Origin of the sequence: Micromonospora endolithica (genome assembly GCF_003626595.1) — a bacterium.
Lineage (GTDB): Bacteria > Actinomycetota > Actinomycetes > Mycobacteriales > Micromonosporaceae > Micromonospora > Micromonospora endolithica.
Window position 1 is genome coordinate 33,473 of record NZ_RBAK01000005.1, and the last position, 24,604, is coordinate 58,076.

At 71.0% G+C, this 24,604-nt stretch carries 30 protein-coding genes; 4 read left to right on the plus strand and 26 right to left on the minus strand.

All coding sequences use genetic code 11. The features are described 5' to 3' along the window. Positions 1–287: 287 nt before the first annotated feature. The 16 genes from D7223_RS14550 to D7223_RS33550 all read right to left on the minus strand — a co-directional run bounded on the left by D7223_RS14550 (position 288) and on the right by D7223_RS33550 (position 13,001). Positions 288–746, minus strand: coding sequence for a DUF4262 domain-containing protein (locus tag D7223_RS14550; protein WP_120728943.1), 459 nt, complete (start codon positions 744–746; stop codon positions 288–290). Further along, positions 743–1,129: a hypothetical protein gene (locus tag D7223_RS14555; RefSeq protein ID WP_120728944.1), complete on the minus strand. Its 387-nt coding sequence runs from the start codon at positions 1,127–1,129 to the stop codon at positions 743–745. Before D7223_RS14555 ends, D7223_RS14550 begins: the two co-directional genes overlap by 4 nt. A 337-nt stretch (positions 1,130–1,466) precedes the next feature. Then, positions 1,467–2,060, minus strand: a complete 594-nt coding sequence (locus D7223_RS14560; RefSeq protein WP_120728945.1) for a hypothetical protein — start codon at positions 2,058–2,060, stop codon at positions 1,467–1,469. 76 nt (positions 2,061–2,136) lie between these two features. Continuing rightward, positions 2,137–2,340 (minus strand): hypothetical protein, encoded by a 204-nt coding sequence (locus D7223_RS33545; RefSeq protein ID WP_238161971.1) that lies wholly within the window; start codon positions 2,338–2,340, stop codon positions 2,137–2,139. A 105-nt stretch (positions 2,341–2,445) separates the two neighbouring features. Further along, a complete protein-coding gene (locus D7223_RS14565) occupies positions 2,446–3,153 on the minus strand; it encodes a hypothetical protein (RefSeq protein WP_238161972.1) in 708 nt (235 codons plus the stop codon). Between the two features lie 84 nt (positions 3,154–3,237). Further along, the gene (locus D7223_RS14570; protein WP_120728946.1) at positions 3,238–3,570 is read right to left on the minus strand and encodes a hypothetical protein; all 333 of its coding nucleotides are present in this window, start codon (positions 3,568–3,570) and stop codon (positions 3,238–3,240) included. Positions 3,571–3,846: 276 nt separating this feature from the next. Beyond that, a complete protein-coding gene (locus tag D7223_RS14575; protein ID WP_120728947.1) occupies positions 3,847–4,386 on the minus strand; it encodes a hypothetical protein in 540 nt (179 codons plus the stop codon). Positions 4,387–4,706: 320 nt separating this feature from the next. Then, entirely contained in the window at positions 4,707–5,231 is a 525-nt protein-coding gene (locus D7223_RS14580) for a hypothetical protein (RefSeq protein WP_120728948.1), read from the minus strand. 75 nt (positions 5,232–5,306) lie between these two features. Next, the gene (locus tag D7223_RS14585) at positions 5,307–5,738 is read right to left on the minus strand and encodes a DUF3085 domain-containing protein (protein WP_120728949.1); all 432 of its coding nucleotides are present in this window, start codon (positions 5,736–5,738) and stop codon (positions 5,307–5,309) included. 88 nt (positions 5,739–5,826) lie between these two features. Next, a complete protein-coding gene (locus tag D7223_RS14590) occupies positions 5,827–7,041 on the minus strand; it encodes a Rossmann-fold NAD(P)-binding domain-containing protein (protein WP_120728950.1) in 1,215 nt (404 codons plus the stop codon). 132 nt (positions 7,042–7,173) lie between these two features. After that, positions 7,174–8,772, minus strand: coding sequence for a VWA domain-containing protein (locus D7223_RS14595; RefSeq protein WP_120728951.1), 1,599 nt, complete (start codon positions 8,770–8,772; stop codon positions 7,174–7,176). 25 nt (positions 8,773–8,797) lie between these two features. Beyond that, positions 8,798–9,913 (minus strand): AAA family ATPase, encoded by a 1,116-nt coding sequence (locus tag D7223_RS14600; protein ID WP_120728952.1) that lies wholly within the window; start codon positions 9,911–9,913, stop codon positions 8,798–8,800. Positions 9,914–10,132: 219 nt separating this feature from the next. After that, positions 10,133–10,399 carry a hypothetical protein gene (locus tag D7223_RS14605; RefSeq protein ID WP_120728953.1) on the minus strand — a complete coding sequence of 89 codons (267 nt, stop codon included), beginning with the start codon at positions 10,397–10,399 and terminating at the stop codon, positions 10,133–10,135. Further along, positions 10,392–11,495 carry a DUF4314 domain-containing protein gene (locus tag D7223_RS14610; RefSeq protein ID WP_120728954.1) on the minus strand — a complete coding sequence of 368 codons (1,104 nt, stop codon included), beginning with the start codon at positions 11,493–11,495 and terminating at the stop codon, positions 10,392–10,394. The genes D7223_RS14605 and D7223_RS14610 overlap by 8 nt, the downstream gene beginning before the upstream one ends. Further along, on the minus strand, positions 11,492–12,289 hold the full coding sequence (locus D7223_RS14615) for a hypothetical protein (RefSeq protein ID WP_147252646.1): 798 nt from the start codon (positions 12,287–12,289) through the stop codon (positions 11,492–11,494). The genes D7223_RS14610 and D7223_RS14615 overlap by 4 nt, the downstream gene beginning before the upstream one ends. 208 nt (positions 12,290–12,497) lie before the next feature. Further along, entirely contained in the window at positions 12,498–13,001 is a 504-nt protein-coding gene (locus tag D7223_RS33550) for a hypothetical protein (protein ID WP_238161974.1), read from the minus strand. A gap of 105 nt (positions 13,002–13,106) precedes the next feature. On the opposite strand from D7223_RS33550, the gene D7223_RS14625 reads away from it, so the two are divergent. After that, on the plus strand, positions 13,107–13,517 hold the full coding sequence (locus tag D7223_RS14625) for a hypothetical protein (RefSeq protein WP_147252645.1): 411 nt from the start codon (positions 13,107–13,109) through the stop codon (positions 13,515–13,517). 238 nt (positions 13,518–13,755) lie between these two features. After that, positions 13,756–14,505, plus strand: coding sequence for a DinB family protein (locus D7223_RS14630; RefSeq protein ID WP_120728957.1), 750 nt, complete (start codon positions 13,756–13,758; stop codon positions 14,503–14,505). 146 nt (positions 14,506–14,651) lie between these two features. On the opposite strand, the gene D7223_RS14635 is transcribed toward D7223_RS14630, so the two are convergent. The 9 genes from D7223_RS14635 to D7223_RS14675 all read right to left on the minus strand — a co-directional run bounded on the left by D7223_RS14635 (position 14,652) and on the right by D7223_RS14675 (position 21,620). Next, positions 14,652–15,764 (minus strand): C40 family peptidase, encoded by a 1,113-nt coding sequence (locus D7223_RS14635; protein ID WP_238161976.1) that lies wholly within the window; start codon positions 15,762–15,764, stop codon positions 14,652–14,654. Further along, positions 15,761–16,270: a hypothetical protein gene (locus tag D7223_RS14640; RefSeq protein WP_120728959.1), complete on the minus strand. Its 510-nt coding sequence runs from the start codon at positions 16,268–16,270 to the stop codon at positions 15,761–15,763. The genes D7223_RS14635 and D7223_RS14640 overlap by 4 nt, the downstream gene beginning before the upstream one ends. A gap of 50 nt (positions 16,271–16,320) precedes the next feature. After that, positions 16,321–16,569, minus strand: coding sequence for a hypothetical protein (locus D7223_RS14645; RefSeq protein WP_120728960.1), 249 nt, complete (start codon positions 16,567–16,569; stop codon positions 16,321–16,323). Continuing rightward, positions 16,566–17,159 carry a hypothetical protein gene (locus D7223_RS14650; protein ID WP_238161977.1) on the minus strand — a complete coding sequence of 198 codons (594 nt, stop codon included), beginning with the start codon at positions 17,157–17,159 and terminating at the stop codon, positions 16,566–16,568. The genes D7223_RS14645 and D7223_RS14650 overlap by 4 nt, the downstream gene beginning before the upstream one ends. Positions 17,160–17,238: 79 nt before the next feature. Continuing rightward, complete coding sequence (locus D7223_RS14655; protein ID WP_120728962.1) at positions 17,239–17,874, minus strand: GGDEF domain-containing protein; 636 nt, start codon at positions 17,872–17,874, stop codon at positions 17,239–17,241. Between the two features lie 97 nt (positions 17,875–17,971). Further along, complete coding sequence (locus tag D7223_RS14660) at positions 17,972–18,742, minus strand: MarR family winged helix-turn-helix transcriptional regulator (RefSeq protein ID WP_120728963.1); 771 nt, start codon at positions 18,740–18,742, stop codon at positions 17,972–17,974. 126 nt (positions 18,743–18,868) lie between these two features. Beyond that, positions 18,869–19,789, minus strand: coding sequence for a hypothetical protein (locus tag D7223_RS14665; RefSeq protein ID WP_238161979.1), 921 nt, complete (start codon positions 19,787–19,789; stop codon positions 18,869–18,871). Positions 19,790–20,083: 294 nt separating this feature from the next. Beyond that, positions 20,084–20,659: a hypothetical protein gene (locus D7223_RS14670; protein ID WP_120728964.1), complete on the minus strand. Its 576-nt coding sequence runs from the start codon at positions 20,657–20,659 to the stop codon at positions 20,084–20,086. Between the two features lie 124 nt (positions 20,660–20,783). Next, positions 20,784–21,620 (minus strand): hypothetical protein, encoded by an 837-nt coding sequence (locus D7223_RS14675; protein WP_238161980.1) that lies wholly within the window; start codon positions 21,618–21,620, stop codon positions 20,784–20,786. A gap of 326 nt (positions 21,621–21,946) precedes the next feature. On the opposite strand from D7223_RS14675, the gene D7223_RS32495 reads away from it, so the two are divergent. Together D7223_RS32495 and D7223_RS14680 are read left to right on the plus strand one after the other, a co-directional pair. Continuing rightward, positions 21,947–22,525 carry a hypothetical protein gene (locus tag D7223_RS32495; protein ID WP_147252644.1) on the plus strand — a complete coding sequence of 193 codons (579 nt, stop codon included), beginning with the start codon at positions 21,947–21,949 and terminating at the stop codon, positions 22,523–22,525. Further along, positions 22,518–23,564 (plus strand): NAD(P)/FAD-dependent oxidoreductase, encoded by a 1,047-nt coding sequence (locus D7223_RS14680; RefSeq protein WP_120728965.1) that lies wholly within the window; start codon positions 22,518–22,520, stop codon positions 23,562–23,564. The genes D7223_RS32495 and D7223_RS14680 overlap by 8 nt, the downstream gene beginning before the upstream one ends. Here the strand turns inward: D7223_RS14680 and D7223_RS14685 are convergent. After that, a complete protein-coding gene (locus D7223_RS14685; protein WP_120728966.1) occupies positions 23,557–24,576 on the minus strand; it encodes a tryptophan--tRNA ligase in 1,020 nt (339 codons plus the stop codon). The genes D7223_RS14680 and D7223_RS14685 overlap by 8 nt on opposite strands. Between the last annotated feature and the right edge of the window lie 28 nt (positions 24,577–24,604).

Genomic DNA, 24,604 nt, shown 5'->3' on the forward strand with positions numbered 1-24,604 from the left:
ATCCGGACGCCGGCCCGATGACAAAAGGACCGCTTTCCTGCTCCACGGGGCCGACGAGGTGGACGGCATTAGCCGGGGACAGGCCACCAGCGCACCCACCCCGTTACGACGGCGGGCTGCACAGGGCCATCCTGTCCAGCTCACCGAAATCCCGAGGCCGCCCTGCGGGTGCCCACTTCGCGTTGGCGCCCGCAGGGCGATCAGTGCTGCACCCCGGACGGCGACTGGGCAACAATTGCCTGACCGAGTAGCCGTGCGTCCGCACGCTCCTTTCGGCGCTGGGAACGTCAGGGACGTTGCAGGGTCGGCTGCACCGACGGCGGGTAGGCGTAGCCGGCGTCCCAGGGGAAGCGGCCCTGCGGGTCGGGCCACACGACCTGCTGCACACGAACCTGCTGGCCGTATCGGGCGACCGCGGCGCCCGGGTGTAGCTGCTCGGTCGGAGTGCCGTCGATGACGACCGCGTCGTAGCCGGCGATGAGGTCGCCGATGCGTTGACCGTTGGTGAAGCGCTCGGCTCGGTCGTAGACGCGGACGGCGAGGTCGTTGAGCAGTTGATGGGCGATGGCGGGATCAAGTCCGGCGATCAGCAGCTCGGGATGGTCGTGAGCGGTGAGACCGACGGTGTAGGCGAACGGGGCGTTGTCGTCGGTGTCGTCCGCGCCGGGGTGCACGAGCGTCACCGCCCAGCCGACCCGGTCGATGATCTCGCTTTGGCGGCGTAAGAAGTCCTCGTTGCCGGTCACCGGTCAGTTCCTTCCGTGCTGTCGTGACGCTCGGGCAGAGAGGGTGGATCGACTTCGACGAAGCCCCAGATCCGCTCGATGAGCTCCAGCGCCTGGGTGCGGTAGCGGTCGGCGAAACCGCGGCAGATCGCCGGCTTCGCCTGCGGGTGTCGGTAGTGCGGCAGGGTGTCATGGCAGATGATGTAGGTGCCTCGCTCGCGGGCATCGGCGATCAGGGCGCGGAGTTGCCCTGCATCGAGGTGCATCTGGTTGCCGGGGGCGAAGATGCAGGTGTCGCACTGCCGCGACAGCAGCCGCGACTTGCCGAGGACCGGATCGCCGACGCTCAGGTCGGCGTGGCCGTCCCCGCTGTCGGGGTCGCGCTCGGTGGGCACAGGTTCCATGATTGCTTCTCCTGCTGATACGTAGGGGGCACCGCTGTTGTGGCGGTCCCCAGGGGCGATGTCGTTCGTAAGTGAGGCCTGCCTGGCCAGGTGAGCCAGCCGGTCTGCCCGGGTTGGGGCATCACGCTGGTGGAGGTCCTGGCTGACGGCGCGCTGGTTATCGCGTGAATCCCCTGCCTGGCGCCTCGACGGCCACGGTTGTGTCCGGCGCACTGCGGGCGGCGTTGAACGGGCAGGGGATCGTCGTCGTGGCTGGTCGCTGATGACGAAGAGCGCCGGCCCGAACAGGTCAGGCCGGCGCGATGGACGAATACGGTTCACGGTGTAGGCGGTGTGGTCAGTCGCCCTTGGGAGTAGGTGGGTGTAGGGCGACGGTGAGTCGGTCGACGGGCGGCCATCCGTCTGTGTCGGGCTGCCACGCCTGCGCGTCGTCGGGGCTGGGGAAGGGGCCGACGATGACGATCTGGGCGCGGTCGCGGTCGAGTAGCACCAGGCCCACGCTGGTCGTGTCGGGCGTTTGAGTGTGGGCGGCTGCGGCGATGTCGGGCGGGATGGTCAGCCACTCGCTGGTGTCGATTGTCGTGGTGTCGGGGTGGTGCAGGGCGGCTGGTGTGGTGGCGGCGATGTCGGCGTTGTGCATGGCGAGGTGGGGGGCGTAGTCGCAGGCAGTGGCGCTGCCGGCGAGGGGGCCGTGCAGGGACAGGGTCGCGTCGGTGGTGGCGGCGAGCAGTGCGTGGGGTTGGCGGTCTTCGGCGGTGTCGAGTAGGGCGAGGCTGAAGGCGTCGCGGCTGCTGATGTCGATGAGGGTGAGCATGGCGGGTCGGCCGGTGGCGTTGTTCCAGCCGACGATTTCGAAGTGTTCGCCGGCGAGGGTGAGGAACCGCTGGTAGGCGCGGTTATCCGTGTCGAAGGGGTAGTCGGTGTCGAGCATGATGTCGCTCTTCCTTCTCTGATAGGGGGCGCTGATCGTCAGCGGCGGCGTGGATGCGGTGGTGCGCGGGTGGGGGTCAGCGGGCGAGGACGGAGACGGTGTCGCCGAGGAGCAGGGGCGCCCCGTCGGGGCCTTTGATGTGTGAGTGGATCCAGATGCGGTAGGGCTGGCCGTCGGCGTTGACCAGGCGACGCCAGTGCCCGCGCACGATGAACCGGACGCGGTAGTGCCATTTCGCCTCGCCGGTCGGTTCGGCGGTGGGTTTGGTGCGTCGGAGCATGACCACGCGGGTGTCGTGGCGCAGGCTGGCCCGCAGCGCCCGCCTGCGGGCGGGTCGGTCCAGGGGTGGGTGGGCGACGGTGGCGATGGGTTGTACCAGAATGCGTCAGAACGCGTAGAGCACCGCCGCGACGGCCCGCATGCTCATGACGGACTCGTCAACGCAGAAGCGGCCGTCGGGCGCGGATTCCCAGTCCGTGTCGACGGTTTCGGGTAGCTCGCCGTGAGCGGCGATCGGGGTGCCGATAGGGATCTCGGCGAAGGTGTTGAGCACATAGGGGCCGAACTGCGCGGCGAGTTCGGGGGCCTCGGCGATGTGGTGGCGGCGTCGGGTGGCGGCGGGGTCGAGGGGGTCGTCGCGGTCGCCCCAGCCGGTGATCAGCCAACTGGTGCGGCCGATGTCGCGGTTGTGGACCTTGGCCCAGGTGATCGCGCCGATGGAGGTGAACTGGCCGTGGACGCCGCGTTCGTAGATGGGTTCGGGCAGGAACAGCACACCGGCGTCGCTGGGCGCTACGTCGTTGGTGACGATGTCGCCGGTCAGGTCGAGAGCTTGGGCGGCGGCGGCGATGATCGCGGTCATGGCGGGGGCGAGGACGTAGGGTTCGCCGTCGCGCCACAGCTGGTGGGCGATGCGGCTGAACGCGTCGCAGACAGCGGCGTTGTGGGCGGCGTCGTCGTCGAAGCGGGATTCCAGCCACGCTCGCAGGTACTGCTGGGCGAACCGTCCACGGCTGTACTCGGTCATGCGCAGGCGCAGGTCGACCGCCGCGCGGGCGTAGCCGGCGAGGGTCCTTTCGGTATGGAAACTCACGGGTCGTCCTTCCTTGATGGGAGCCCGAGGGCTCGACGGCCGGTGGGGTTGCGAACTCAGAGGTCGGCAGGGCGGGCTCAGTGCTCACGCGGCCCGTGGCGACGGCGTAGACCGCGGCGACGGTGCCTGGATCGGCCGGGTGGGTCGGAACCAGCCGGCGAACCGCGTCGCGAGGGCGGCGGCCGGTGCGGTGACCCGTGCCCGGCCGCGCGCGATCAGGGTGCACCGGGTGGCGGCCTGGTAGGCCCGCCGTGCGTCACGTGCCGGTGGGCACGGGTATGCCTCGCCGACGCAGCGCAGGTTGGCGCAGTCGCCCGGCCGTTCGGGGTGGGGTGGGTGAGCGTCGGCGACGTCAGCGGCGAGCAGCCACAGCAGGACGTCGCTGACGTTGCGGGGTAGGTCGCGGCGGTGCGGCATGGTCGGGTATCCCTTTCTGAGGTCGGGTCGCCGCCCCGGCCAGCGGTAGTGCGATGCCCGCTGTCGGGTTCGTCCGGGCGGCGATCGGGTGCAGTCACGCTCGACTTCGCGCATTGATCAAGTCGTCGCCTACGCCTGGGAGCCGGGAGCGTGGCTGCCGGCCGGGGGTCTGGCGCCGAGCGCGTGCGACGTGACTGCCTCTCGCTGGGGCATGGTCAGCCGGGCCAGCCGCGTCGCCGCGGCTGGCCGCCGGTGGTAGGGGTTTGGTGGTGGGGGTCAGTCGTCGCGGTGGATGAGGAAGCAGTCGGGTGTGGCGGGGTCGTCGTGGCGGTAGTCGTCGAGGCGGGCGTCGTAGTGGGCGGGCCGGTCGCAGTGCCGGCAGCGCATCGGCGGCGCCTGATTGAGGTCCTGGCCGTTGGGGTCGTAGGCGGTGGTGTGGTCGTGCGCCGGGTAGTTGCACGCGCCGTGGGTGCAGTACGGGCGGTCGCCGTGGCGCAGGCGCGCCACGACGAGGCCCTGCACGGCGACGGTCAGATCGATGCTGGCCTGGGTGCCGTCGTAGGGGACACCGGCGGCGATGAGGTAGTCGTTGGCGTCGATGTAGCGGTGCAGGTCGGCGTAGGAGCCGATTCCGGCGGGCACGATGCCTTCGCTGATGTCGTCGTCGATCGCGGCGACGATGGTCTCGGCGTAGCGGCGTACCCGCCCGGCCTGATCCGTGGTGGGTGTGTCCGGGGTGTGGTGGGCCGGCCAGATGCGGACCAGGGCGCGCAGGTGAGTGATGTGCGTGGCGCGTTGGGCGGTCAGGGTGTCCATGGGCGGCCCGAGGGCTTGGAGCACACCGATCGGGTTGAGGGTGGGTGCCGGGTCGCCGGGGCCGGCGGCCAGTGAGCGGTTGATCTCGTCGAGGTGCGCGCCGATGGTGTCGGCGCATCGGGCGAGGTCGGTCTCGGTACCGGCCAGGGCGCGGCAGGCGTCGCCGATGGCCGCGGCGATCGTCGCCGCGACCTAACTGTGCTGTCGGGCATGGGCGATCTCGTCGTCGCCGATGCGGTGGCCGGTGTACTTGTGGGCAAGTCGCAACGACACGGATGGGCTCCTTCGCGGCGGGGTGGCGCGGTCGGCGGGAGACAGTGTCATCGCAGGCCCGCGGGGGTGTCGGTGGTGGTGTCGATGTCGCCGGGGGTGGCGTTGTCTCGGGCGGTGTTGTCCCAGTCGAGGTGAGTGTCGTGATCGGTGCCGCTCAGGGCGGCGTCGATGGCGTCCTCGGCGGCCTCGACGGCGTCGTCGCGGCTGGTGGCGGTAACCTCGACCGTCACCGGCACGGTGAGGCGGACCTGCCAGCGGCGCAGCAGCCCGGGCAGGTCCAGCGCGTGCAGGATCCGGTCGGCGGCATCCGGGGCGATGTCGTGCTCGGCGGCGGCGTCACGCAGTGTCTGCCACACCTGCCGGCGCAGTGCCACGGACCGCCCGTCGATGGCTACGGGTGGGGCGGTCGGGGCACTCTGCTGCGGCGTTCGGAGGTGGTCGTGAATGCGGTCGGTGGTGTGGGTGAGCCATCCCAGCGGTGCGGGTTGGCCGGGGTGGAAGGCGTCCCACGCATCGCGCAGGACCGTCTCCAAGCTCGCTGGGCGCGGCTCGTGGTTGTCAGCGGTGGACATGCGGTCTCCGAATCGGTGAACAAGCCGACGGCCCCGCCTCTTCGACAGGGAGGCGGGGCCGTTTGGGTGGGGTGGTCAGTCGTGGCGGCGGTTGCGGATGACGCGCACCTCGTAGGTGTCGGCGGTGACGGTGAGGTGCAGCCACCGGTAGCCGGCGGCGTGCGCGGCGCGCAGGGTGTCGATCAGCGGCGTGGGCGTTACCTCGGTGAGGTGCAGATGTTCGACGAAGTCGTCGCCGAGGTCCGGGGCGTGGGGGTGGCCGTCGGTATCGGGATTCCAGCCGTGGGCGTAGACGATGAGGTTCGCGTCGGGCCGGCTGGGGTCGGTGAGTCGGGGAAGGCCGCTGGACATGAGGTAGACGCCGTGGTCGTGGACCCACTCCAACGCGCCGGGGCACGGCGTGCCGTCCTCGCGTTCGGTGAAGGTCGGGGCGTGCTCGGCGGCGGCGACGGCGTGTTCAGCCAGCCGCAGTGTGTCGGTGAGGTCGAAGTACAGGTGCGTTGCCATCAGGGGTCTCCTTGCGTAGTTCGACAGGCCCTGGGACCGGCCGGCGTGGCTGGTGCGCGGGCCTCGTGTGTGCCGTTGCCGGTTGGGTTCAGGTGGAGCTGCTCCTGGGCTGTGGTGATCGCGCGGGCGCACCGAGGCCGAGACGGGCGCCGATGGCCGGGCCTTGGTGGACGGCGGCGACCGCGGTGGGGAGGTGGCGGTGTTGCCAGCCGCGCAGGGCCGCTTGCAGGTCGGCGCCGAACCGGCGGTGTTGGGTGAGGGCGGCGGTGAGGCCGGCGGCCTGTTCGATGCCGTTGTTCGCGCCGCGGGCGGTGTGCGGGCGTACGGGAGCGAGGGCGTCACCGAGCAGGACCGCCCAGCCGGAGCCGACGGGCCATGCCATGCGGGTGGGCGGGTCGATGTCCATCACCGGCACCGCCATCCGGACGGCGGTGGCGTGCACGGTCGCGGCGTGCGGGGCCGGCAGCAGCCGGGTGGCGTGGGCGTCGACATGTGCGCGGGCCGCGGCGCTCACGTGCTGCGGCAGGGCGAACAACCGCCGCTCGGGTGGCGCCCCGAAATGGCGGGTGTAGTCGACGGGGGTGCAGGTGAGGTAGAACGTCCAGTCCAGCCCTCCGGGGACGGGGGCGACGTTGTACTGGCAGCCCAGGCCCGGCTCTAGGCGCAGGAAATCGCGCAGGGCCGCCTCGGGGGTGGGTGCGTGTCCGCGGTGGGCGACGTAGCCGGCGTAGCGCAGCCGGCGCGACGGGTCGAGCAGGCGGCGGCCGGTGGAGGCGCGGCCGTCGGCGAACACCACCAGGTCCGCGACCTCCCGGGAGCCGTCGTGGAACGCCAGCAGGGGTTGCCCGTGGCGGGTGCCGAGGTCGGTGAGGCGACGGCCGGTGTGCAGCACGCCGTCGGGTAGGCGGCTGGTGAGCGCGTGGTGCAGCAGTGTCCAGGTGGTGTTGCGGCCCGGGTAGGCCTGTCGCGTGGTGTGGATGTGCTGGCGGGCGCGGACGGTGACCTGCCAGACCGTTTCGGAGTCGTAGGCGACAAACTCTCTCTGGTCAATGCCGAGCCGGTCGAGGACGTCCAGGGCGGGGTGTTCCAGGCCGATCAGTCCGCCTTCGCGCGGCGCCGCGTCGGGGGCGGCTTCGTAGATGGCGACCTTGTGGAAGCCGGCGTCGAGCAGCGGCAGGGCGGTGGTGCAGCCGGTGAGGGATCCGCCGATTACGGCGATGCGCGGTTGCGTGCCTTGGGCCAGCGGATCGATCGGGGTGGAGCGCGGTGCGCTTGTCGGGTGGGTGAGCAGGTGTCGTGCCATGAGGTTCCCTTCTGAGCAGGGGGAACCCGGGCACTGCCGCTCGGCCGTGCCCGGGTTGCGCGCAGGTGCGCGGGTGGCCGGGCAACGGCCTGGTTCGTGCGAAAGAAGGTCAGCGGCGAGAGGTTGGGGCTGTCATGCGTGTTCGAGGGCGGCGACGGCGGCGTCGGCGATCGCGTCGACGGCCGCAACGGGGTCGTCGACCAGGAGGGTGGTGGTGTGGCCGAAGGTGTGCCCGGTCAGGTCGGCGGGGCGTAGCCACAGAACCGCGCATCCAGACTGGTGCAGGGTGGTGATCAGCCGTTGCGCGGGTTCGATGTCGGGCAGGTCGCCGTCGGAGACGACGGCGAGCATCCGCAGCCGTCCGGGTTGGCGCAGGTGCAGCAGTTGGTCGGCGAGTTTGACCGCGTCGCCGAACGCGGTGGTGCCGCCGACGGCCGGCATGTCCAGGACGTGGGTGGGGTGCTGGCGGGGCGGCACGAGCACCGTCGCGCTGCTCCCGAAGCCGATCATGGTGGTGATGGCGTGGTTGGTGCGGGCGGCGTGAGCGAGCATCCAGCCGGCCGAGGACATCGGCGCCGAGTAGGAGTGCATCGAGAAGGACGTGTCGACGAGTACGGCCAGGTGCAGGGTGGGCTTCGGCGGCGGGATCTGGGAGCGGCGCTGCCAGGGTGTGGCGGTGGGCATGCTGCCGGCGGCGATCTGCGCTTTCGCGGTGATGGCGTGGCGGGTGCGCAGCCGCCCGGGCGGTATCGGGCTGGGTCGGCTGTCGGGCTCTGGTACGTGGGTGCGGGCTCGACGCATCCGGGCGGCAAGGTGGCGGGCCGCGCTCCGCTCGGCGTCGGTGGGATCGCGGCGCGTCCACCACGCGGGCGCACCGTGCTGGGACTGGATCTGCTGGGCGGCGTACTCCGCCGGTGTGACGCCGGTGGCGTGCGCGAGGTAGTCGGCCAGGGCCTGGGCGAGCTGGCCGGCGAACGCGCCGGGGTCCGGCTGCGGCGGTTCCGGCCGCTGGTGGGGATCGATGCCGAGGATGCGGCACCACCGCCACGCCAGGTCGATCATCGCGGTGGCGTCGGTGTCGTCGACGGTGTGCGCCTCGCGCCACACGTCACGCAGCTGCCGCAGCGTCTTGCGGCCGAGGACCGCGGTGACGACGGCCCGGACGCCCTTGATGTCCTTGGCGGTGATGATGCGCGCGTCCACGCGGGCCAGGAGCAGGCCGGCGAGGTGGGCGGCGTGCCAGGCGTCGTCGACCGGCGCGTCACCGGGGTCGAGGAGGGCGGTGACGGTGTGGCGCAGCCACCGGCGGTCGCCGCGGCGCCTGCCGCGCTGCCGGTTCTCGGCGCGGGATTCCTCGAGCAGGTCCGCGACGGCGGCGACGACCGGCGGCGTATCGGTAGGTGCTGTCCACAGGCTGTGGGCGGCGTGCGCGGCTTCATGCACGAGCAGCCCGTAGGCGGTCGGCACGAGGCGTTTGTGGCTGGCCTTGTGCGGGTCGGCGACGTCGGGTGCGCCGATGTGGGTGGCGTCGACCTCGACGCGGCGGGCATGCGGGTAGAAGCAGGCCGGGGCGCCCCCGCCCGCACCGGGGGCGACGGTGACGCTCAGGTCGTGCCGGCCGGTCAGGGTGGGGATGTGCCGGGTCCAGGCGTCGCTCCACGCGTGCCAGTCCGGGGCGCTGGCCGCCGAGGCGCCGGAACCGGCACTGCGGTGGCTGGAGGGATGCGGCATCGGGTTGTTCTCCTTCCGAGAGGGGTTAGCGCTGTTTGCCGAGGGTCAGTGGGGTGATGTCCGCGCCGAACTGCTGCTGGAGGGCGGCCAGGACCTGCTCGCGGTCCTCGAGTGGGGCACGGCCGACCAGGTTCGCCACCGCCGCGGCGGAGCCGAGGGTTTTGCTGAGGCGGGTGAAGCCGAGCAGTTCGCGCAGCTGAGGAGCCCAGCTGACCCGCCCGGCGGCGAGGTCGGTGTTCAGCGCGATAGCGGCCTCGACGGCGGGTCTCGGGACGCCGAGGTGGCGGGCGAGGTCCCAGTCGGTGGTGACCTCGATGTGCACGTCGAAGCGCGACGCGAGCGCCTCGGTGAGGATCGCGCCGTGCACGCCCGGGTTGTGCCCGGCGATGACGTAGAACCCGTCGGCGGCTTCGACGCGTTCGTTGCGGTAGCCGGGGATCGTGATGACGCGGCGGCCGTCCATCGCGGGGTAGAGCACGGCGAGGACCTTCGGTGTGATGAGGGTGGCGTCGTCGACCAGCAGCGCCCGGCCTTCGCGCATCGCCACGACGAGGGGGCCGTAGACGAACTCGAACCCGCCGTCGGGCAGGGGGATGAAGTTGCCGAGGAAGTCCTCGACGACGGTGTCGCCTGTTCCGGCGACGGTGAGCAGGTCACCGAAGGCGGCCTCGACGAGGGCGGTTTTGCCGGTGCCGGGTGGTCCGTAGAGCAGCACGGGGATGCGCTTGTCGCGCAGCCGTCGCAGCACGTCCACGTCGGTGGCCCCGGCCAGCCTGCGCGGGAAGTACAGGTCGCCGTTCGGGCGCGGCACCGGTTGGCGCAGGGTGGAGCGGGTGCCGCCGGTGCCGGGAGCACGCGGGGCGGGTGGGGGCATCGTCCCGGCGGCGTCGATCCCGGCCTGCGTGATCTGGTACCGGTGCGGGCCGGTCAGGTGCGTGGCGTAGCCGGCCTTGGCCATTTTCTTCAGCACCTCGGAGACCGCGCCGGTCGAGGGGACAGCCAGTGCTTTGGTGATCTCTCCGACCGTGAGCAGCCGGTCGGGGTGAGCGGCGAGGTGCGAGGCGACCTTGTGGTACAGGTAGCCGGGGCGCCTGCCATTGGCAGTGGTCGGTGTGGTGGCAGGTGCGGTGGTGGGGTCCATGCGGGTCCTCCTGTAGGCAGGGGTGGGCCCGCGCACCCGTCTCCGGGTGCGCGGGCAGGAACGAAGTCCGCGCAGCGGAGACAGGAACAGTCAGAGCGGCGTTACGACAGGGCGCTGGGTGTCATCGGTCGCGAGCCAGGTGCGCCAGCCGGGTCAGTCCGGCCGCGATCCGGGATCCGGCGACCCGTGGTGGCGCGCCGCGCCGGAGCGGGGGTGCCGCTAACCGGCGGTGTAGGCGGCCTCGCCGTCGGCGTCGGTCATGCGAATGATCCACCGTGGGGCCCCGGCGATGAGGTCCTCCCGGTGGACGTTGGGCCACTGGTAGCCGTCGCCGCCCAGCCGGGCGATGGTGTACCGGGGATCGAGAAACCCGTCGACCACGACGTACAGGTACCGGCCCATCTCCGCGGTCAGTGCCGGCGCGACGGTGACGATCTCACCCGGCTGCAACGACCGCTGGTTGTCCTCCGACAGATGGTCAGCCATCGGTCACGTCCTTGCCCCGCAGGCCCTGCTCGGCGTCGACAGGTGGGGCGGGGAGGGTGCCGGCGATGCGGTCACAGTCGTAGGGATCCCCCGGGATCCAGGTCCATGACCGGCCCATCACGATGTACCGGCCCTCGGCGTCCGGCCCGATCCGCTCGATGGCCTCCGGGTCGTCCTGCACGGGGGTCTCGTCGGCGACGATGACATCACCGTCGAAGAACATCCGCCCTACCGACTGGTCCGTCCTGCGGTCTAGGTCCACCTCGGGGCAACCGGCCTCGGCCAGGGACTGGCGGAAACAGTCGCGGACAGCCTGCTGGTCGGCGACGATCGCCTCGGCGACGTCGCGGGTGCAGGTGAACACCGCCCACCCGTTCCACCGGTCGACCAGGGTGCCGACGAACCCGACCGGAATGCGCATCTGCCCGTCGGCGTTGGGCTGCCACGCCCAGTCGCCGGCGAACACCCCCGGCCCGCCCAGGCGCACCCGGTCAGGATGTACGTGGGTGAGGTCCCGGTCGTCGCCGTCGGGGTGCAGGAGCATGCGGCACTGGCGGGCCGCCTCGGCGTTCGCGGCGTCGTCGTAGCCGTCGCACCACGCCCACCGCGCCTGATCGCACTGCCGCGCGGTCAGCTGCTCCCAGGGCGGCGCGTCGGGCGGGGCGTGCTCGGCGTACCGGTCGGCGTCCTCGGCGAGGTGGTACGGTTCGGCCGTCGGCAGCTCGCCGAGGACCGCCGGGTCGACGTCCTCGACGCCGCGCAGAACCTGTCGCGCGACCGCGGTGACGTCGCCGCGTGCGCGGCCTCCCAGACTGTGCTGCGCCCACCAGCCGGCGGCATCGCGCCCGGCAGCCGCCCCCGCCGCACGCAACGCGTCCAGGGCTCGCTGCCACCCGTCGGCGGTCACTGTGGCGGGCAGGACTCGGTCGCCCTCGGCGAGCAGCAGCGATAGGCGGGAGCCGCTGTCCCAGGCCACGTCGAGAACCTGGCTCTGCAGGTCGTAGCGGCGCACGGTGCCTTCGTCGCCGGGGCGCAAGAGGGTGTGCGGATCGGTGGTGTGTTGCAGGGTGACGCGGTCGCCGGGCTGGTAGGTCACCGGTTCGCTCCGTCGCCCGGGGTGGGCATGAGCCACCAGGACCAGTCAGGCACGGCGACGTCGAGCAGTAGCAGCCCGTCGGCGTCGCGGCGCAGCCGGTGCGGACCCCGACGGTCCGGCCAGTTCAAGTCGAACTCGACCCCCATTCGGCGCAGCCACGGCTCACGCCATGCGGCCTGCTCCCCGGTGGGGGCGGTGGCGGCGCAGACGGCCTGGGCGGTGGCATCGGGAAACCGCCAGACCGGCGCGTCGTGTGGATGCCGGGCGAGGCAGATCTCGGCGTCGAAGCCGGTGCGCGCGTCTGGCAGCCACAGGTGCGCGGGCTGCCAGTGGTGCCCGTGCAGGGTGTAGCCGCCGCACCCCAGCACCGGCTCGGCGGCGTCGGGATCGAACGGAACGGTGCTGTGCCGCAGCCACCGGCCGCGCCGGGTCGCCTCGTACACCTGCACCGAGTCGGTGGCGACATCGACCAGGTACATGCACTCCAGCCGATCATCGACTGGTGCGTCGAGCCGCTCGCGGCGGATGCTGTCCAGCAGGTCGGCGGTGTCACTGACATCAGTCACCGGATGGGTTACGCCGGCCGAGTCGGGACGGCCAGCCGGGGGGTTCGGCCACGCCCAGTCGTGTCGCAGCACCGTGTCGGCCAGAGCCTTGGTGTTGCTGTTGAGGGTGTGCTTCCAGACGAGCCGCAGCAGCGGGATCACCGCCTGAGGGTGGCTGTCCGGGTGCAGTAGCCAAGCGGCGTAAGCGCCCTCGGGGGCGGTGACGCCGATCAGGGTAAAACGATTCACGACGGTCCTCCATTGAAGATAAATGACGCCGCCCGGCTGGCCGGACGGCATGAAGGGTGTGATGGGTGGGTGGCAGCGCCACATCAGGCGGGCGCTGCCCGGGACGTCCAGCCGACGCCGACCTGGTTGCCTGGCGAACGGCGGCGGCGGTGGGCAGGCGGCGTGGCCGCGCGCTGCGGTGCCGCTCACCGCAGTGCAGGGATGGCGGTCAGTCCGCGCAGCCTTGGGTGCACCCGTCCGGGCTGCACTGCAGGTCCTTAGCCATCCGGGACAGCATCTGCCGGTCCCCGGGATCGTCGACGAGGTCGGTGATCGGCCAGCCGAGGCCGGCAGCGAACACACTCACCTTCGGCGCCCCGTACATCGGGTAGCCGGTGGCGGCCATCGCGGCGGCGACGTCGTCGTGGCCGAGCAGCCACGCCAGCTCCGCGAGCTTGGTGACCGAGCGGCTCGCCGAGCCACTGCGGTGGTCGAGGATCTTGCCGATCGGGAGATCGAGGTACCAGCGGGCGTAGTTCTCGGTGTCGCTGTGCCGGCTCCACCGCTGCTGGTCCCACTGCGCCGCGGTCGTTGCGGGGTCGCAGAACTGCTGGGCGTGTTCGAAGTCCAGCGCCTCCATGAGGACCTCCTCGGCGAATCCGAAGAGGTCGTCGTCGCTGGCGTGGATCACGTGGATCCGCGCGGCGATGTCCTGCGGCGATCGCATCGTCATGACAGGTACTCCTCCAGTAGTTGGTTGGCGTGTCGTAGATTTGTCGGCTGCTGACCCGGCGCGCGTCGGGCATGCTGGTGACCCGAAACGGGGATGGGGTGGGACGTGCATCAGGCGCTGCTGGCGTACGGCTACGACGGCGAGGTCGACGTCGATGAGGCGCAGGCGCTGCTGCCCACGGCCGCCCAGCTGGAGGGTCGGCTGCACCAGGCCAGCGCGGCTGGGCTGCTCGACGGCCCGGATGCCCGCGACCCGCAGTACCAGCTGTCCCTGCTCGGCCTGCACGTCGAGCCGTGGGGCGACGGGCATCGCGACCAAGCGGTCATCGCCTGCCGAATCGACATCACCGAGCTGGACGACCTCGTCGGCCCCGACCTCGCCGAACCGGTCGCAGACGGCGAGCGCGAGAGGCTGAACTCGGTGATGAAGACCCTCGGCCTGCCCGCCGACGACGAGCCGGGGTGGATGCGGCCGTGCAGGCGTGAGCCTTGCACCGGTGGCGGATCATCAGTGTAGGTTCGCGTCAGAAATGTCGGAAGCCGGTGCTGTTGACCTGGCGTCAGTTCATGCTTCTCATCGATTTGTCGGCGGATTCATCTCACCGATCTGTCGTTCTCTTGATGATCTTGTTTGTAGGCGAGTCCAGGTCCCGATTTGGTGAGGCGGGAGAAGGCGCGCTTGTGGCACGCTGGCCGCGTGTGACGCTGGATCTTGATTTGGTGGTCTTGTCGTACCGGGCTCCTACAATGCGCCGATGACGAGATTCGTGCAGCAGTCCGACTACACGGGCGCGGAGTTCATCGACCTGCCAATGTCCAGCGCCACCTTCCGCGAGGTGGATCTCAGCGAAGCCCGGATGCGTGGCGTGCTGCTGTTCAACGCCGACATCGACGGGGCGATCGACGGGCTACGGATTAATGGCGTGGAGGTCAAGCCGTTGGTCGAAGCCGAGCTGGATCGCCTGTACCCCGAACGGCTGCGACTGCGGCCGACCACACCCGAGACGGCGCGCGACGCGGTGGATGTCATCGAGGAGCTGTTGCACGCGACGGTCCGACGCGCGAGTGTGCTGCCGGAGGAAGCCGTCTATAGATCAGTGAACGACGAATGGTCACTCGCCCAAACCCTGCGGCACATGATCTTCGTCGTGGACGCCTGGTATGGCCACGCGGCAGCACTTCGCCCGTACCCGTTCCATCCGATCGGCGTGCCCGCATCGTTCACCACCAACGGCGCCGAGTTCGGCATCGACGAGTCGGCCGCGCCCACCCTCGGCGAAATCCTCGCCGTGCGCGACGAGCGGATCGCCGATCTGCGCGCGTATCTGTCGCAGGTCACGCAGGATGAGCTTGACCGAGTGCGGGGACCCAACACCGCGATCGGCTGCCCTCCACCCGCCGAACGCACGGCGCTTAAGTGCCTGCAAGTCATCGTCAATGACCAGTGGGCGCACGTGCAATTCGCCAACCGCGACCTGGCTATCCTGGAACAAGCGTATGCGTGATCTTCCACGACGTCCGCCAGCGATCGTGCTACCTTCAGATCGAAGTTGATCGACGCCACGCCGAGCGGTCTCGCAGAATCTTGTCGGAACCGACATCCGTACCGACACGGTTCTGAGAAACCGACATCGTCAATGCGAACCTACAATCAGAGCTGAGCGACGATCCGCCGGACGGCGGCCAGTTGGCTGGCCCACGCGGACAACTTGCTGATCTTGACGACGTCGCCGCTCTGCGGGGCCTGCACGATCAGTCCTTGGCCGAGGTACATGCCGACGTGACCGGGGCGGGCGGTGCTGCCGCGGCTGCCGGCGATGAACAGCAGGTCCCCGGGCCGCAGGTCCCGGTGGTCGCCGACCGTGGTGCCGGCGTGGATTTGCTCGCTGGTGGTGCGGGGGATGCCGATGCCGGCGGCGCGGTAGGCCTGTTGCATCAGCGACGAGCAGTCGCACTGGTGCCGGGCGATGCCGGAGTGCGGGTCGGTGCAGTCCCCGCCGAAGGTGTACGGCGAGCCGAGTTGCTGCAGGGCCCACCCGATGGCGGTGACCACCTGCGGCGGGGTGCCTGGTGGCAGGGTGAATCCATCTGGCAGGGGCGCCTGGTCGGCGCCGGGTTGTCCGTCACCTGCGTCGAACAGGCACAGCGGGTTGCTCATCGCCTGTTCCAGGTCGGCGGCCACGGGCCCGGCGGGGGTGCCGCCGGCCAGGACGCGGACCAGGGCGATCGCGTCGTCTTCCCATTTGGCGTAGGCGCCGGGGTAGGCGGATCGCTGCACTGCCTGCGCGGCGTCGGTCAGCGCCATGGCCTGCCATCCGTCGACGGCCAGCAGCGCGGTGTAGAACTTCCCGGCCGCGTAGGCGGGGTCCTGCAGTTGCGCAGGTGTGCCCCAGCCTTGGGAGGGGCGCTGCTGGAACAGTCCGACGGAGTCGCGATCTCCGCCGGGCAGGTTACGCAGGGTGGATTCCTGCATGGCGGTGGCCAGGGCAATGACCCAACCCCGGGCCGGCACCTTCCGCTGGGATCCGACGGCGACGATCGCGGCGGCGTTGCCGGTCTGCTCGCGGTCCCACCCGCCAGTGCCGGCGGCGGGCGGGGACACGGCCAGGGTGGGCAGCAGCGGCTGCCCGTCGGGGCCGACCGCCCCGTAGCAGGCGGCCGATGCGGTGCCGCCGCCGGTGAACAGGGCGCCGATCCCGCCCGCGCAGAGCACCAGCACGGCGATGACTCCGGCGGCGACGGCGGCGAGCGCGCGGGCGTTCACAACGGTGCTCCCGCCGCGACCCGCGACCCGCACAACTCCTGGTCCGGACCGCTGCTGGCGGGGTGCAGGCAGCTGATGAGCTGGTAGGTGGCGGTGCGGGTGCCGTCGCTGGTGTGCACGCCGATGGTGGAGGTGTCGGCCTCGATCAGGTACACCCATTCGATGTCGAGGTGCCCGGCGTGGCAGAGCGGGAACACGGTGACCGGCTCCGGCGCGTCGATGACGCCGTCGGTGCTGCTGGCCAGGGTCATGCCGACGCCCGGCACCGGTTGCTGACCGGCAAAGTTGGATGCGGTGGCGGCGGTGGTCTCCGGGTCGAGGTGCTCCCAGTCGTGGGCGAGGACCGCGCTGATCAGTTCGGCGGTGTCGTGGTGGGCGTGGCGGGCCCAGATGGCGGCCAGGGTGGGCGGCACGACGGCGGGGTGCCCGTCGAAGAGCACATACCGGGCGTGCACGAGGTGCGGGGTGTCAGGGCTGGTGGCGCCGATGTAGCAGGAGGTGCTCACGAGACTGGACTCCTTCAAACGATGAGGCGTGCGAGAGCAGTGGGTTGCTGTCAGTGCTGGTGGTTCTCGTCCGGGCGCTGCCGGGTGGCGGGCGTGGCGCGCCAGCCGAAGATCGGGTCGGTGGTCTCGGCGGATACACAGCGGTTGCAGCGCGCGGAGGTGTCCTCGCCGTAGCCGGCCATGGACGGCAGCTCGGTGAAGGTGACCTCGTCGACCGCGCCGCAGATCAGACAGCGGATCGACGCCCCGCCCGGCCCGCACGTGCCGAACACCGGCTCGTCCGGGTCGAGGCCGGTCATGACGCGCCGCCTGCGTGACCGGCCGCGGTGTAGCCGACGGTGGCGGCCAGCAGCGCGGCCAGCCCTGGGTGTGTGGCAGGGATGTCGGCCGGGTCGGGGGTGTCGTCGACCAGAACGAGCGGGTGGTCCTCGCCGCGCAGGTGGGTGAGCTGGTAGAGGCGCCCGTCGATGTCGACAGCGTCGACCCGGCGAACCTGCCGGGGTTCGCCGTCGCGGGTGTGGATGTCGTCGTAGCAGGCGGCCCAGGCCAACAGCCGCGCGTCCGGGGCGGTCGCGCGCACCCGGGCGACCATCGTGTGGAGGATTCTTTGGTAGGGCGTGGGCGTCGCGGGGTGGCGCAGGCTGTCGGCGAGGCGGTGCAGCAGCGCGGGTAGCCCGGCCGGGTCGGTGAGCAGGTCCTCGGGGTGCAGCGGGAACTGCAGGCTGCGCATCTTGCGTCGCCGTGGGGATGCGGGGTTGAGGGGCCAGTCGTGGACGAGCAGCAGTGTCGGGGTTTGGCCCCAGCCGAGGTGTTCCGCGTCGGCGTCAGCGTCGACGAGGCACGCGGTGAGGGTGTGGACGGCGGTGAAGGACAGCACGGGGTCTCCCATCTCAGGGGTGCAAGACGCCAAGGACCCCGCGGCCGAAGTGGCTGCGGGTCCTCGGCGTGGGGTGCAGACGGGGCGGGGTTCAGTGGCGCTGGCGGTCGCGGCTGCGCGCCGTCGCGGTGCGGTGGGGCAGGTACTCGCGGACCCCACCGTCGGCGGTCTTGGCCTCGTACATCGCGCTGTCGGCTTGGGTTAGCAGCTGCCGGGTGCTGACGTTGGGGTGGTGGGTGTGGGTGTAGCCGACCGAGGCGGTCACGTGCAGGTCGCCGTTGACCACCCGGATCGAGTCTGCGGCGATCGCCTGCCAGGCGGCGTTGGCCGCGGCGGCGGTGTCCTCGCGATCGCCGGTGACGAGCAGCGCGAACTCGTCGCCGGAGAGCCTCGCGGCGATTCGCATGGGGCGGGGGAGGCTGGCCAGGCGACGGCCGACCTGGTCGAGCAGGTCGTTGCCCACCTCGTGGCCGAGGGTGTCGTTGACGGTCTTGAAGTTGTTGAGGTCCAGCAGCACGACTCCGGCCGGTGTGTTGTCGGCGAGGGCGGCGCGCAGGTGAGTGAGGAACAGCCGCCGGTTGGGCAGGCCCGTGATGTCGTCGTGGGTTGCCGCCCAGCGAGCCCTCATGAGGGCTCGCTGCTGTCGCCACAGCAGGGGTGCGGCGAGGGCGAGACCGGCGAGGATCCCGCCGGCGCAGGTGAGCATCTGTTGCACGATTTGCGACACTGGTGTGGCTCCTTGTTGCAGAAGGAGCACCGGGGGCGGGCGAGCAGCGTCCAACTTCACGCCCGCCCCTGGGCTACCTGACGAGTGGGTGCAGCCGCTATTCGGCGGCGGGGGCGAGTTGGAAGGTCGCGGGCTTCTCGACGGTCTGCACGACCTTGCCTTCGCCGACCAACTTGACCGCCGCGTTCACGACCGCGCCCGGGCGGGCCTTCAGCACGCCGGTGCCGGCCTCGGCGGCGTCGATGAGCTTGCACAGCTCGCCGGTCTTGTAGGCCCGGTCGGGGTGCGATTCGAGGATGTCCAGCACCGCTGCGCGCAGGGAGCCCTTGGCGCGGCGGCTGCTCGCGCTCGACGTTTCCGTCGAGGCGGTCGTGTCCGGCTCGGCGTCCTCGGACGCCGCGGCGCGGGGCTCGCTGTGGCCGTCGAGGGCTGCGTCGGTGTCGGGCGCGGTCGGTGCTGCCGTCGGGGCTGGCGCGGCGGGCGGTTCGGCGTCAGTGGGGCTGGTGGGCTGTAGGGTGGGCGGCTCCTCTGCGGTGCTGTCGGCCGGCTCCGGCAGGTTCTCGTCGGGGGCCTGCGCCGGCGTCACGGGTGGCGCGTCGGTGCTCGTGTCGGCGGGCGGCGGGGTGCGATCAGCGCCGACGGTGGTCCGGCCGGCGTCGGTCAGCCGCCACACCGCGCGCTTGTCCTCGGTGCGCACCGGCTCGGCCTGCCCAGTGTGCTCCAGCGCGCGCAGTTTCGCGGTGGCGGTGGAGTAGCCGAGCCCGGCCGTGTCGGCGACGGCGGCGGCGGTGGCTTCGCCGAGTTCGGCGAGTGCGGCCAGGACCTTGAACATGGCGTGCGGCGATACCGGTTCGGGGGCGTCGCTCATGGGCCTCTCCTTGTGTGAGGTGGGATCGGCACTGATCCACGCTTCATCCGCTGCGCGGATCAAGTGCGATGGCCGGATCTCGGGACTCCGGGATCCGGCCACGGTCGGGTTGGGCGGGGTTGCGGGTCAGAACGGCGGGTCGTCGTGCGCGGCGGGCGCGGGCCGTGGCGGGCGATGGGCGGGAGCGCGCTCGCCCAGCCGTGCGGACAGGGCGGTCAGGTGCAGCCGCAGCCGATCCCGCACGGGCATCGCGGCAACGATCGGTGAGGTGTGCCAGAGCCACCGGTAGGCGCCGATGCTGTAGTAGCCGTCCTGGTCGGGGTAGCAGCGGTCATCGACGTCGAGGCGGATCCCATCGCCGAGATCGGATTCTTCGAGAAGCACGGCGGTGGTGCCGTCGAAGCGCAGCAGCGGGTACTCCCCCGGCATGGTGCCCAACCGCCAGGGTCCGGCGAGGTCCGCGGCCATCCGGCGGACCGTGTGTGGGTGGAAGCGGCAGATCAGGTGCCCGTCCACGCCGGTGTCGCAGCCGTCGGCGACCAGCGCGGGGTAGCCGCCGTCGCCCGTGCGTGCGGAGGTGACCATGGCCGGACGCCATCGTGTTCCCGGCGGGGCGATCTCCGCGCGGTAATCGAGCAGCGTCACGGCTCTGGCGTCCAGGGCGGTGCCGGGCCAGGTGTCGGTGTCGATCGCAAGCCAGGGCTGGTCGAGGTCTCGGCCGGCGCGCAGAATGTCGATCAGCCGCCGCCCGTCGGCGTTAACGTGGCGCAGCGGCAGATAAAGGTGCTGATCGGGTTCCGCCGGCGCGTTCTGACGCCGCCATGAGCCGCCGTGGGCGACCTGTTCGTCGCCCTGCGGGCTGTACCAGAGTGGCACGCCGTTGGAGCGCAGCTGTCCTTCGCTGCCGGTGCGGCGCAGGATCAGGGCGGGGGTGTTGTGCTCGCCCGCGGCGAGTTGTGCTCTGGTGAGGCGGTGAGTGGGGCAGGCGAGAGCGTGTTCTGCCAGGGGCAGCACGTCCTCGCCGCGGAACCACAGTTTGCCGGGCATGGTGAAGGGACCTCCTCAGATGAAGGGGAAGGGCTGGAAGAGGAACAGGGCGGCCTGTCTCAGGCCAAGCGGGCGCGGGCGGCCCCATGCCCGGGGCGCCCGGCGATCGCAGGACTCGCGCCCGCAGTCAGAGGAGCGCCCATTCGGTTGAAGAGGGGCGCGGCGGGCCGCGGCGATAGATCTGCGTGGTGCGAATTGCGGTGAGGACCAGCCCTGGCTGGCGAGGGTGCGCCGAGCGGGGCACAGACGGCAGCGGATCAGCTGCGGTCAGCGGTATGACCGGGTTGGCGGTAGTCAGGCGCGCGCTGCGTTGAGCAGTCGTCGCAGGCTCGCCGCGACGACGCTGGGGTGCATCTGTGGGGTCGGCTCGTCCACGGTGACGGTCGTGATGGTGGACGCGCCGCGCATGCGCAGCATCTGGTAGACGCGACCGTCGATGTCGTGGGCGGTCACTGCGCGTACCGGGATGCCGCCAGGATCGGCGGGCAGGCCGTGAGCGGCGGCGGCCTGGCGGCCAGCGTCGCTGGTGTCGAGTCCCTCACCGAGGAACGCCATGGCGACCATCGGTCCCAGTTGCGCGCGGGTCCACGCCCGCAGTTCACGGGCCTTAACGGTGGTCAGGGACTCGGCGACGGCGCGAAGACCGACCCAGTACGGCACTCTCAGGCTGGCACCGGGCATCGCGTGTAGCTGCCACACCGATGGATCGATGGGCAGTTCCTCGACGTCGAGGCTTCCCACGCGGGTGTGAGCGGTGGAGTCGAACAGGCCGAGCAGCGCCGGGTATGCGCCCCAACCTTGGGTGTCGGCGAGGGCTTCGACGGCGCTCAGCGCGGCCGTGACAGCGGCGGCGCGACGTTCTGGCTTCATATGTGCCTCCTTGGCATAGACAGGGGGCAGGAGCGTCAGTGCCCCCTGCGGGGACCGGCACCGCCGGGCGGCGCGCCTGGTGTCCCCCGGGTACAGGGATCAGGGCGCGCCGTCCGGACGGGTGTCATGCGGTGGTTTCCAGGGCGACCGCGAGGAGCCGCTGGTCGGGCTCGAGGGTGTCGAGGTGGCGCAGGGCCTGCTCGAGGTAGGTCACCCGGTGGGCGAGGGCGTCGCTGGTCGGGGCGAGCTTGCGGCCGTCGGTGGTGAGCAGCGCGTCGCCGACGACGGCGCTGGCGGCCCGGTAGTGCTGGTAGGCCATCTGGCCTGCCTGGTACATCTCCAGTTCTCCGACGCCGGGTTGGCCGGGGCCGGGGGTAGCGGCGGCGTGCAGTCGCATGGCGTTGACGCGCGGCTGGGCGTGGAAGTCCGCCACCGCCGTGTCGTACGGGTACTTCTGGGGGTCGGTGAGGTGGCGGGTTTCGAAGGTCGGCCACGGGGTGGCCGGCCTGGTGCCGTGTACCGCCTGCTGCCAGATCTGGTAGCGGATGGCGGCGCCGATGGCGGCGGCGTGGCGCATGCCCTGCAGGTCGAGCAGTCTCACGGGTCCTCCCGCGCAGGAGGCGGGGCGGCCCTTGCGCAGGCCGATCATCTGGTGGCGCTGCCACAGCCGCAGCTGGGGTACCGCCCAGAACAGTGGGGTGAGGGTGCCGGTGACACCGAAGTGGGTGCGCAGCTGGTGCGCGGTGAGCGCCTCGGCGGGCAGCTCGTCGGGCAGGCAGATGACCATCGTGGCGATGGTCGGCGCCGGCGTGACCGCCGCGGGCACGATGGTGCTGCTGGCCTTCGCGGGGGCCTGCGGGCGCGGCTGCGCCTGGGCGGCCTTCGCGGGGGCCGGTCGGATGGGGGTGGCGGGCACGCGGCTGCCGTGACGGGTCAGCGGGGTGCCGTTGACAGCGGACATGGTGGGGTCCTCCTTCGGGTGGGTGATGAGGTGTCGGGGCGCGCGGAGCTGACCGGCTCACCGGGATCGTGGGTCGGAGTCAGGTCGGCAGGCGATGCAGGTCGCGCGTGGGCGCGGAGGCGACCAGGCCACTGGGTTCGTGGGTGAGGTCGGTGGTGCGGGGCGCGTGGTGCGCTGGTGCGGGTTGGCTGGGTGCGACCGTGGGGGTCGCCGCGGGTGCGCGTGCCGACCGGCGTAGGCGGGTGGGCGTGGCGTACCGGATGTGCGGCGGGGATCCCTGCGGTGGGACCGAACCGGGTGAAGCGATATGTGGGTGATGTAGTGCCGTGAACGGTAGCTCCGCCCAGCCCCACCTGATCGTCGCCAGCACCACCGCCGTCCTCGCTCCCGGCCTGTACCAAACACCGTACGGGCTGGCCAAACGGCGCCAAGTCATCACCTACGCCCACGCCGGCATACCCGGAATCGCGCTGCTCCTGCCCATCCTGCGCCAAGCAGCAGACGACGCAACTCCGCGGCGCTGGCCGAGGTGGTCATTCGACCACGCCGCCAACGAGCTGCACTCGGCCGTAGAGGTGGCGCCCGACTCCGCGTTCATCGTCAAGGTGCCGAGCCTCGGCGGTGGCGCCCCGGACGCCGCCGACGGCCAGATCGGTCCTTCGATCCCAGCCGTGCTGAGGGCTCATCTCCAGTGCCTGCTAACCGATCGGAACAGTCTGCACGCTCACCGCAGCGCGGCCCGCTCCCGACTGGGTCTGTCTCCACCCCAGCTACGACGCCGCGTCGACCATCATCTCGCGCCGGCCGAGCTCGTCCGCCGCTTCGCCGACCGGTACCACGTCACGATCGTCCGCGACCACGCCGTCTCGACCCCGGACGGAGGAGAAACGCCGCCTCATGCCTGACCGGACGAAGAAGATTCTCGTCATCGGTGCCGGACTGTGTGGCCTCGCGATAGCCGTCACCGTCGCCCGGCGAGGGTTCGACGTCGCCTGTGCCGGCGACGGACGCCGGGGGGCCTCGCTGGCAAACTTCGGTCAGCTGCACTCCGGTGCAGTCTTGGCACCGGTTCTACCCGACGTCGCTCAGGCTTGCTGGCACCACCGGAACGAATGGCCGGACGAACTGCTCCGCCCCGCCCAGGTCGGCGAGCCGTGGGGCTACGCCCTGTTCAACACCGCCGAGGCTGTCGACAGGTACCGCACCGCCTGGCAGCACATTGGCATCGACGTCGAAGAGATCAACCCAGGCCACCCAGCCCTTGCGGCGACGCGCCCGCCTGCAGCCGCGTTCCGTGTACCGGACTTCAGCGTCGATCTCGACATCTTGCACGCCCGCCTGACCGCGCTGGCGCGCGACTCTGGCGTGTCATTGCTGCCGCGGCGTCAGGTCAGGCTGCATCGGGACCCGGAGACGGGGATGGTGACCGTCGGCGACGACGGCGGTAGGCAGGACTTGATCGTGCTGGCGGCCGGTGCCGACATCCCCGACTTGCTGGCCCAGGCGGGCATCGCGCACACGCTCCGGCAGCGCCGCATCGCCTGGGGTCGGCACGCCGGGATTCGTCCGACCGCCTTGACCTACTGGCTCGACGGTGACCTTCTGGCCATCAGTCCCGATCGCACCGACGCGCGCATTGGGCTGCCAAGCATCAACGGCGAGTACGGGACGAACGAGGTCGAGTACGCGCGGATGCGGATGGCACTCGTCCGGCGCGGGCTGCACTCGTCCGACGCCGAACTCCGCTTGCAGTGGGGCACCGTCTGCGAACCTTCCACTGCTCGGGCGGACCCGACCAGCTTCGTGGCGGACCTTCGTGATCCCCCTGCTGGCTGGAGCAGAGCGCTCAACCTTCTCGTCGCGGTACCCGGGAAGTGGACCACAGCGTGGCACTGCGCCGAACGCGTCGTCAGCTCCCTCGAAGAGGAGAGTCAGCTCAACTGATCCCGATGGCGTCGCGGACCCGCTCCAGCACCGGACGGGTCTGCTTGCGCGCCTTGTCCGCGCCGTGCGCCAGCAGGTCGTCAAGCTCGCTGCCCGACGCCATAAGCGTCTCGTAACGGTCGCGCATCGGCGCGAACCGTTCGTTGAGCGCCTCGGTCAGCTGCGCCTTGACCTCGCCCCAGCCCATTCCGCCCGCGAGCAGGCGAGCCCGGGTCTCGGCGACCACGGCGGGGTCGCCGAAGCGCTCCAGCAGCGTGAATACGGACGAGGATTCCGGCTCCTTGGGCGCCTCCACCGGAACGCTGTCGGTGGTGATCCGGCGGATCACCTTCTTCAAGGCAGCTTCGGGGGCGAAGAGCGGGATCGTATTGCCGTAGGACTTGCTCATCTTCCGGCCGTCGGTGCCGGGCAGCGTGTGAGCGGTCCCTTCCTCGGGCACGACGGGCTTCGGGATCTTCAGCTTGTACCGGTCGCCATAGATGCTGTTGAACGAGCCCGCGATATCGGCGGCGTACTCGACGTGCTGAAGCTGGTCGCGGCCGACTGGAACCACGTCGGCTTCGACGATCAGGATGTCGACGGCCATAAGCACCGGGTAGTTGAACAGGCCCATGTTCACGCCCGCGTCGAGGTCTTCCCGACCGGCCTCACGGTTGCGGTCGCGCGCCGCCTTGTAGGCGTGCGCCCGGTTCATGAGTCCCTTGGCGCTCATGCAGGACAACACCCACGACAGCTCGAAGATCTCGGGGATGTCGGACTGGCGATAGAAGGTGGTCCGGTCGGGGTCCAACCCCGCGGCCAGCCAGGTCGCGGCCACCGAGCGCGTGTAGTGCCGCATCAGGGCGGGATCACGGACCGTCGTGAGCGCGTGGTAGTCGGCGATGAAGTACATCGACTCGTAACTGTCCGCCAGGTCGAGCGCGGGCAGGATCGCACCAACGTAGTTGCCGAGGTGCGGCTCGCCCGTCGGCTTGATGCCCGTCAGCGAGACCTTACGCGCCGTAGAACCCATGCCCCGACATTACTATGCGGCCGAGGCT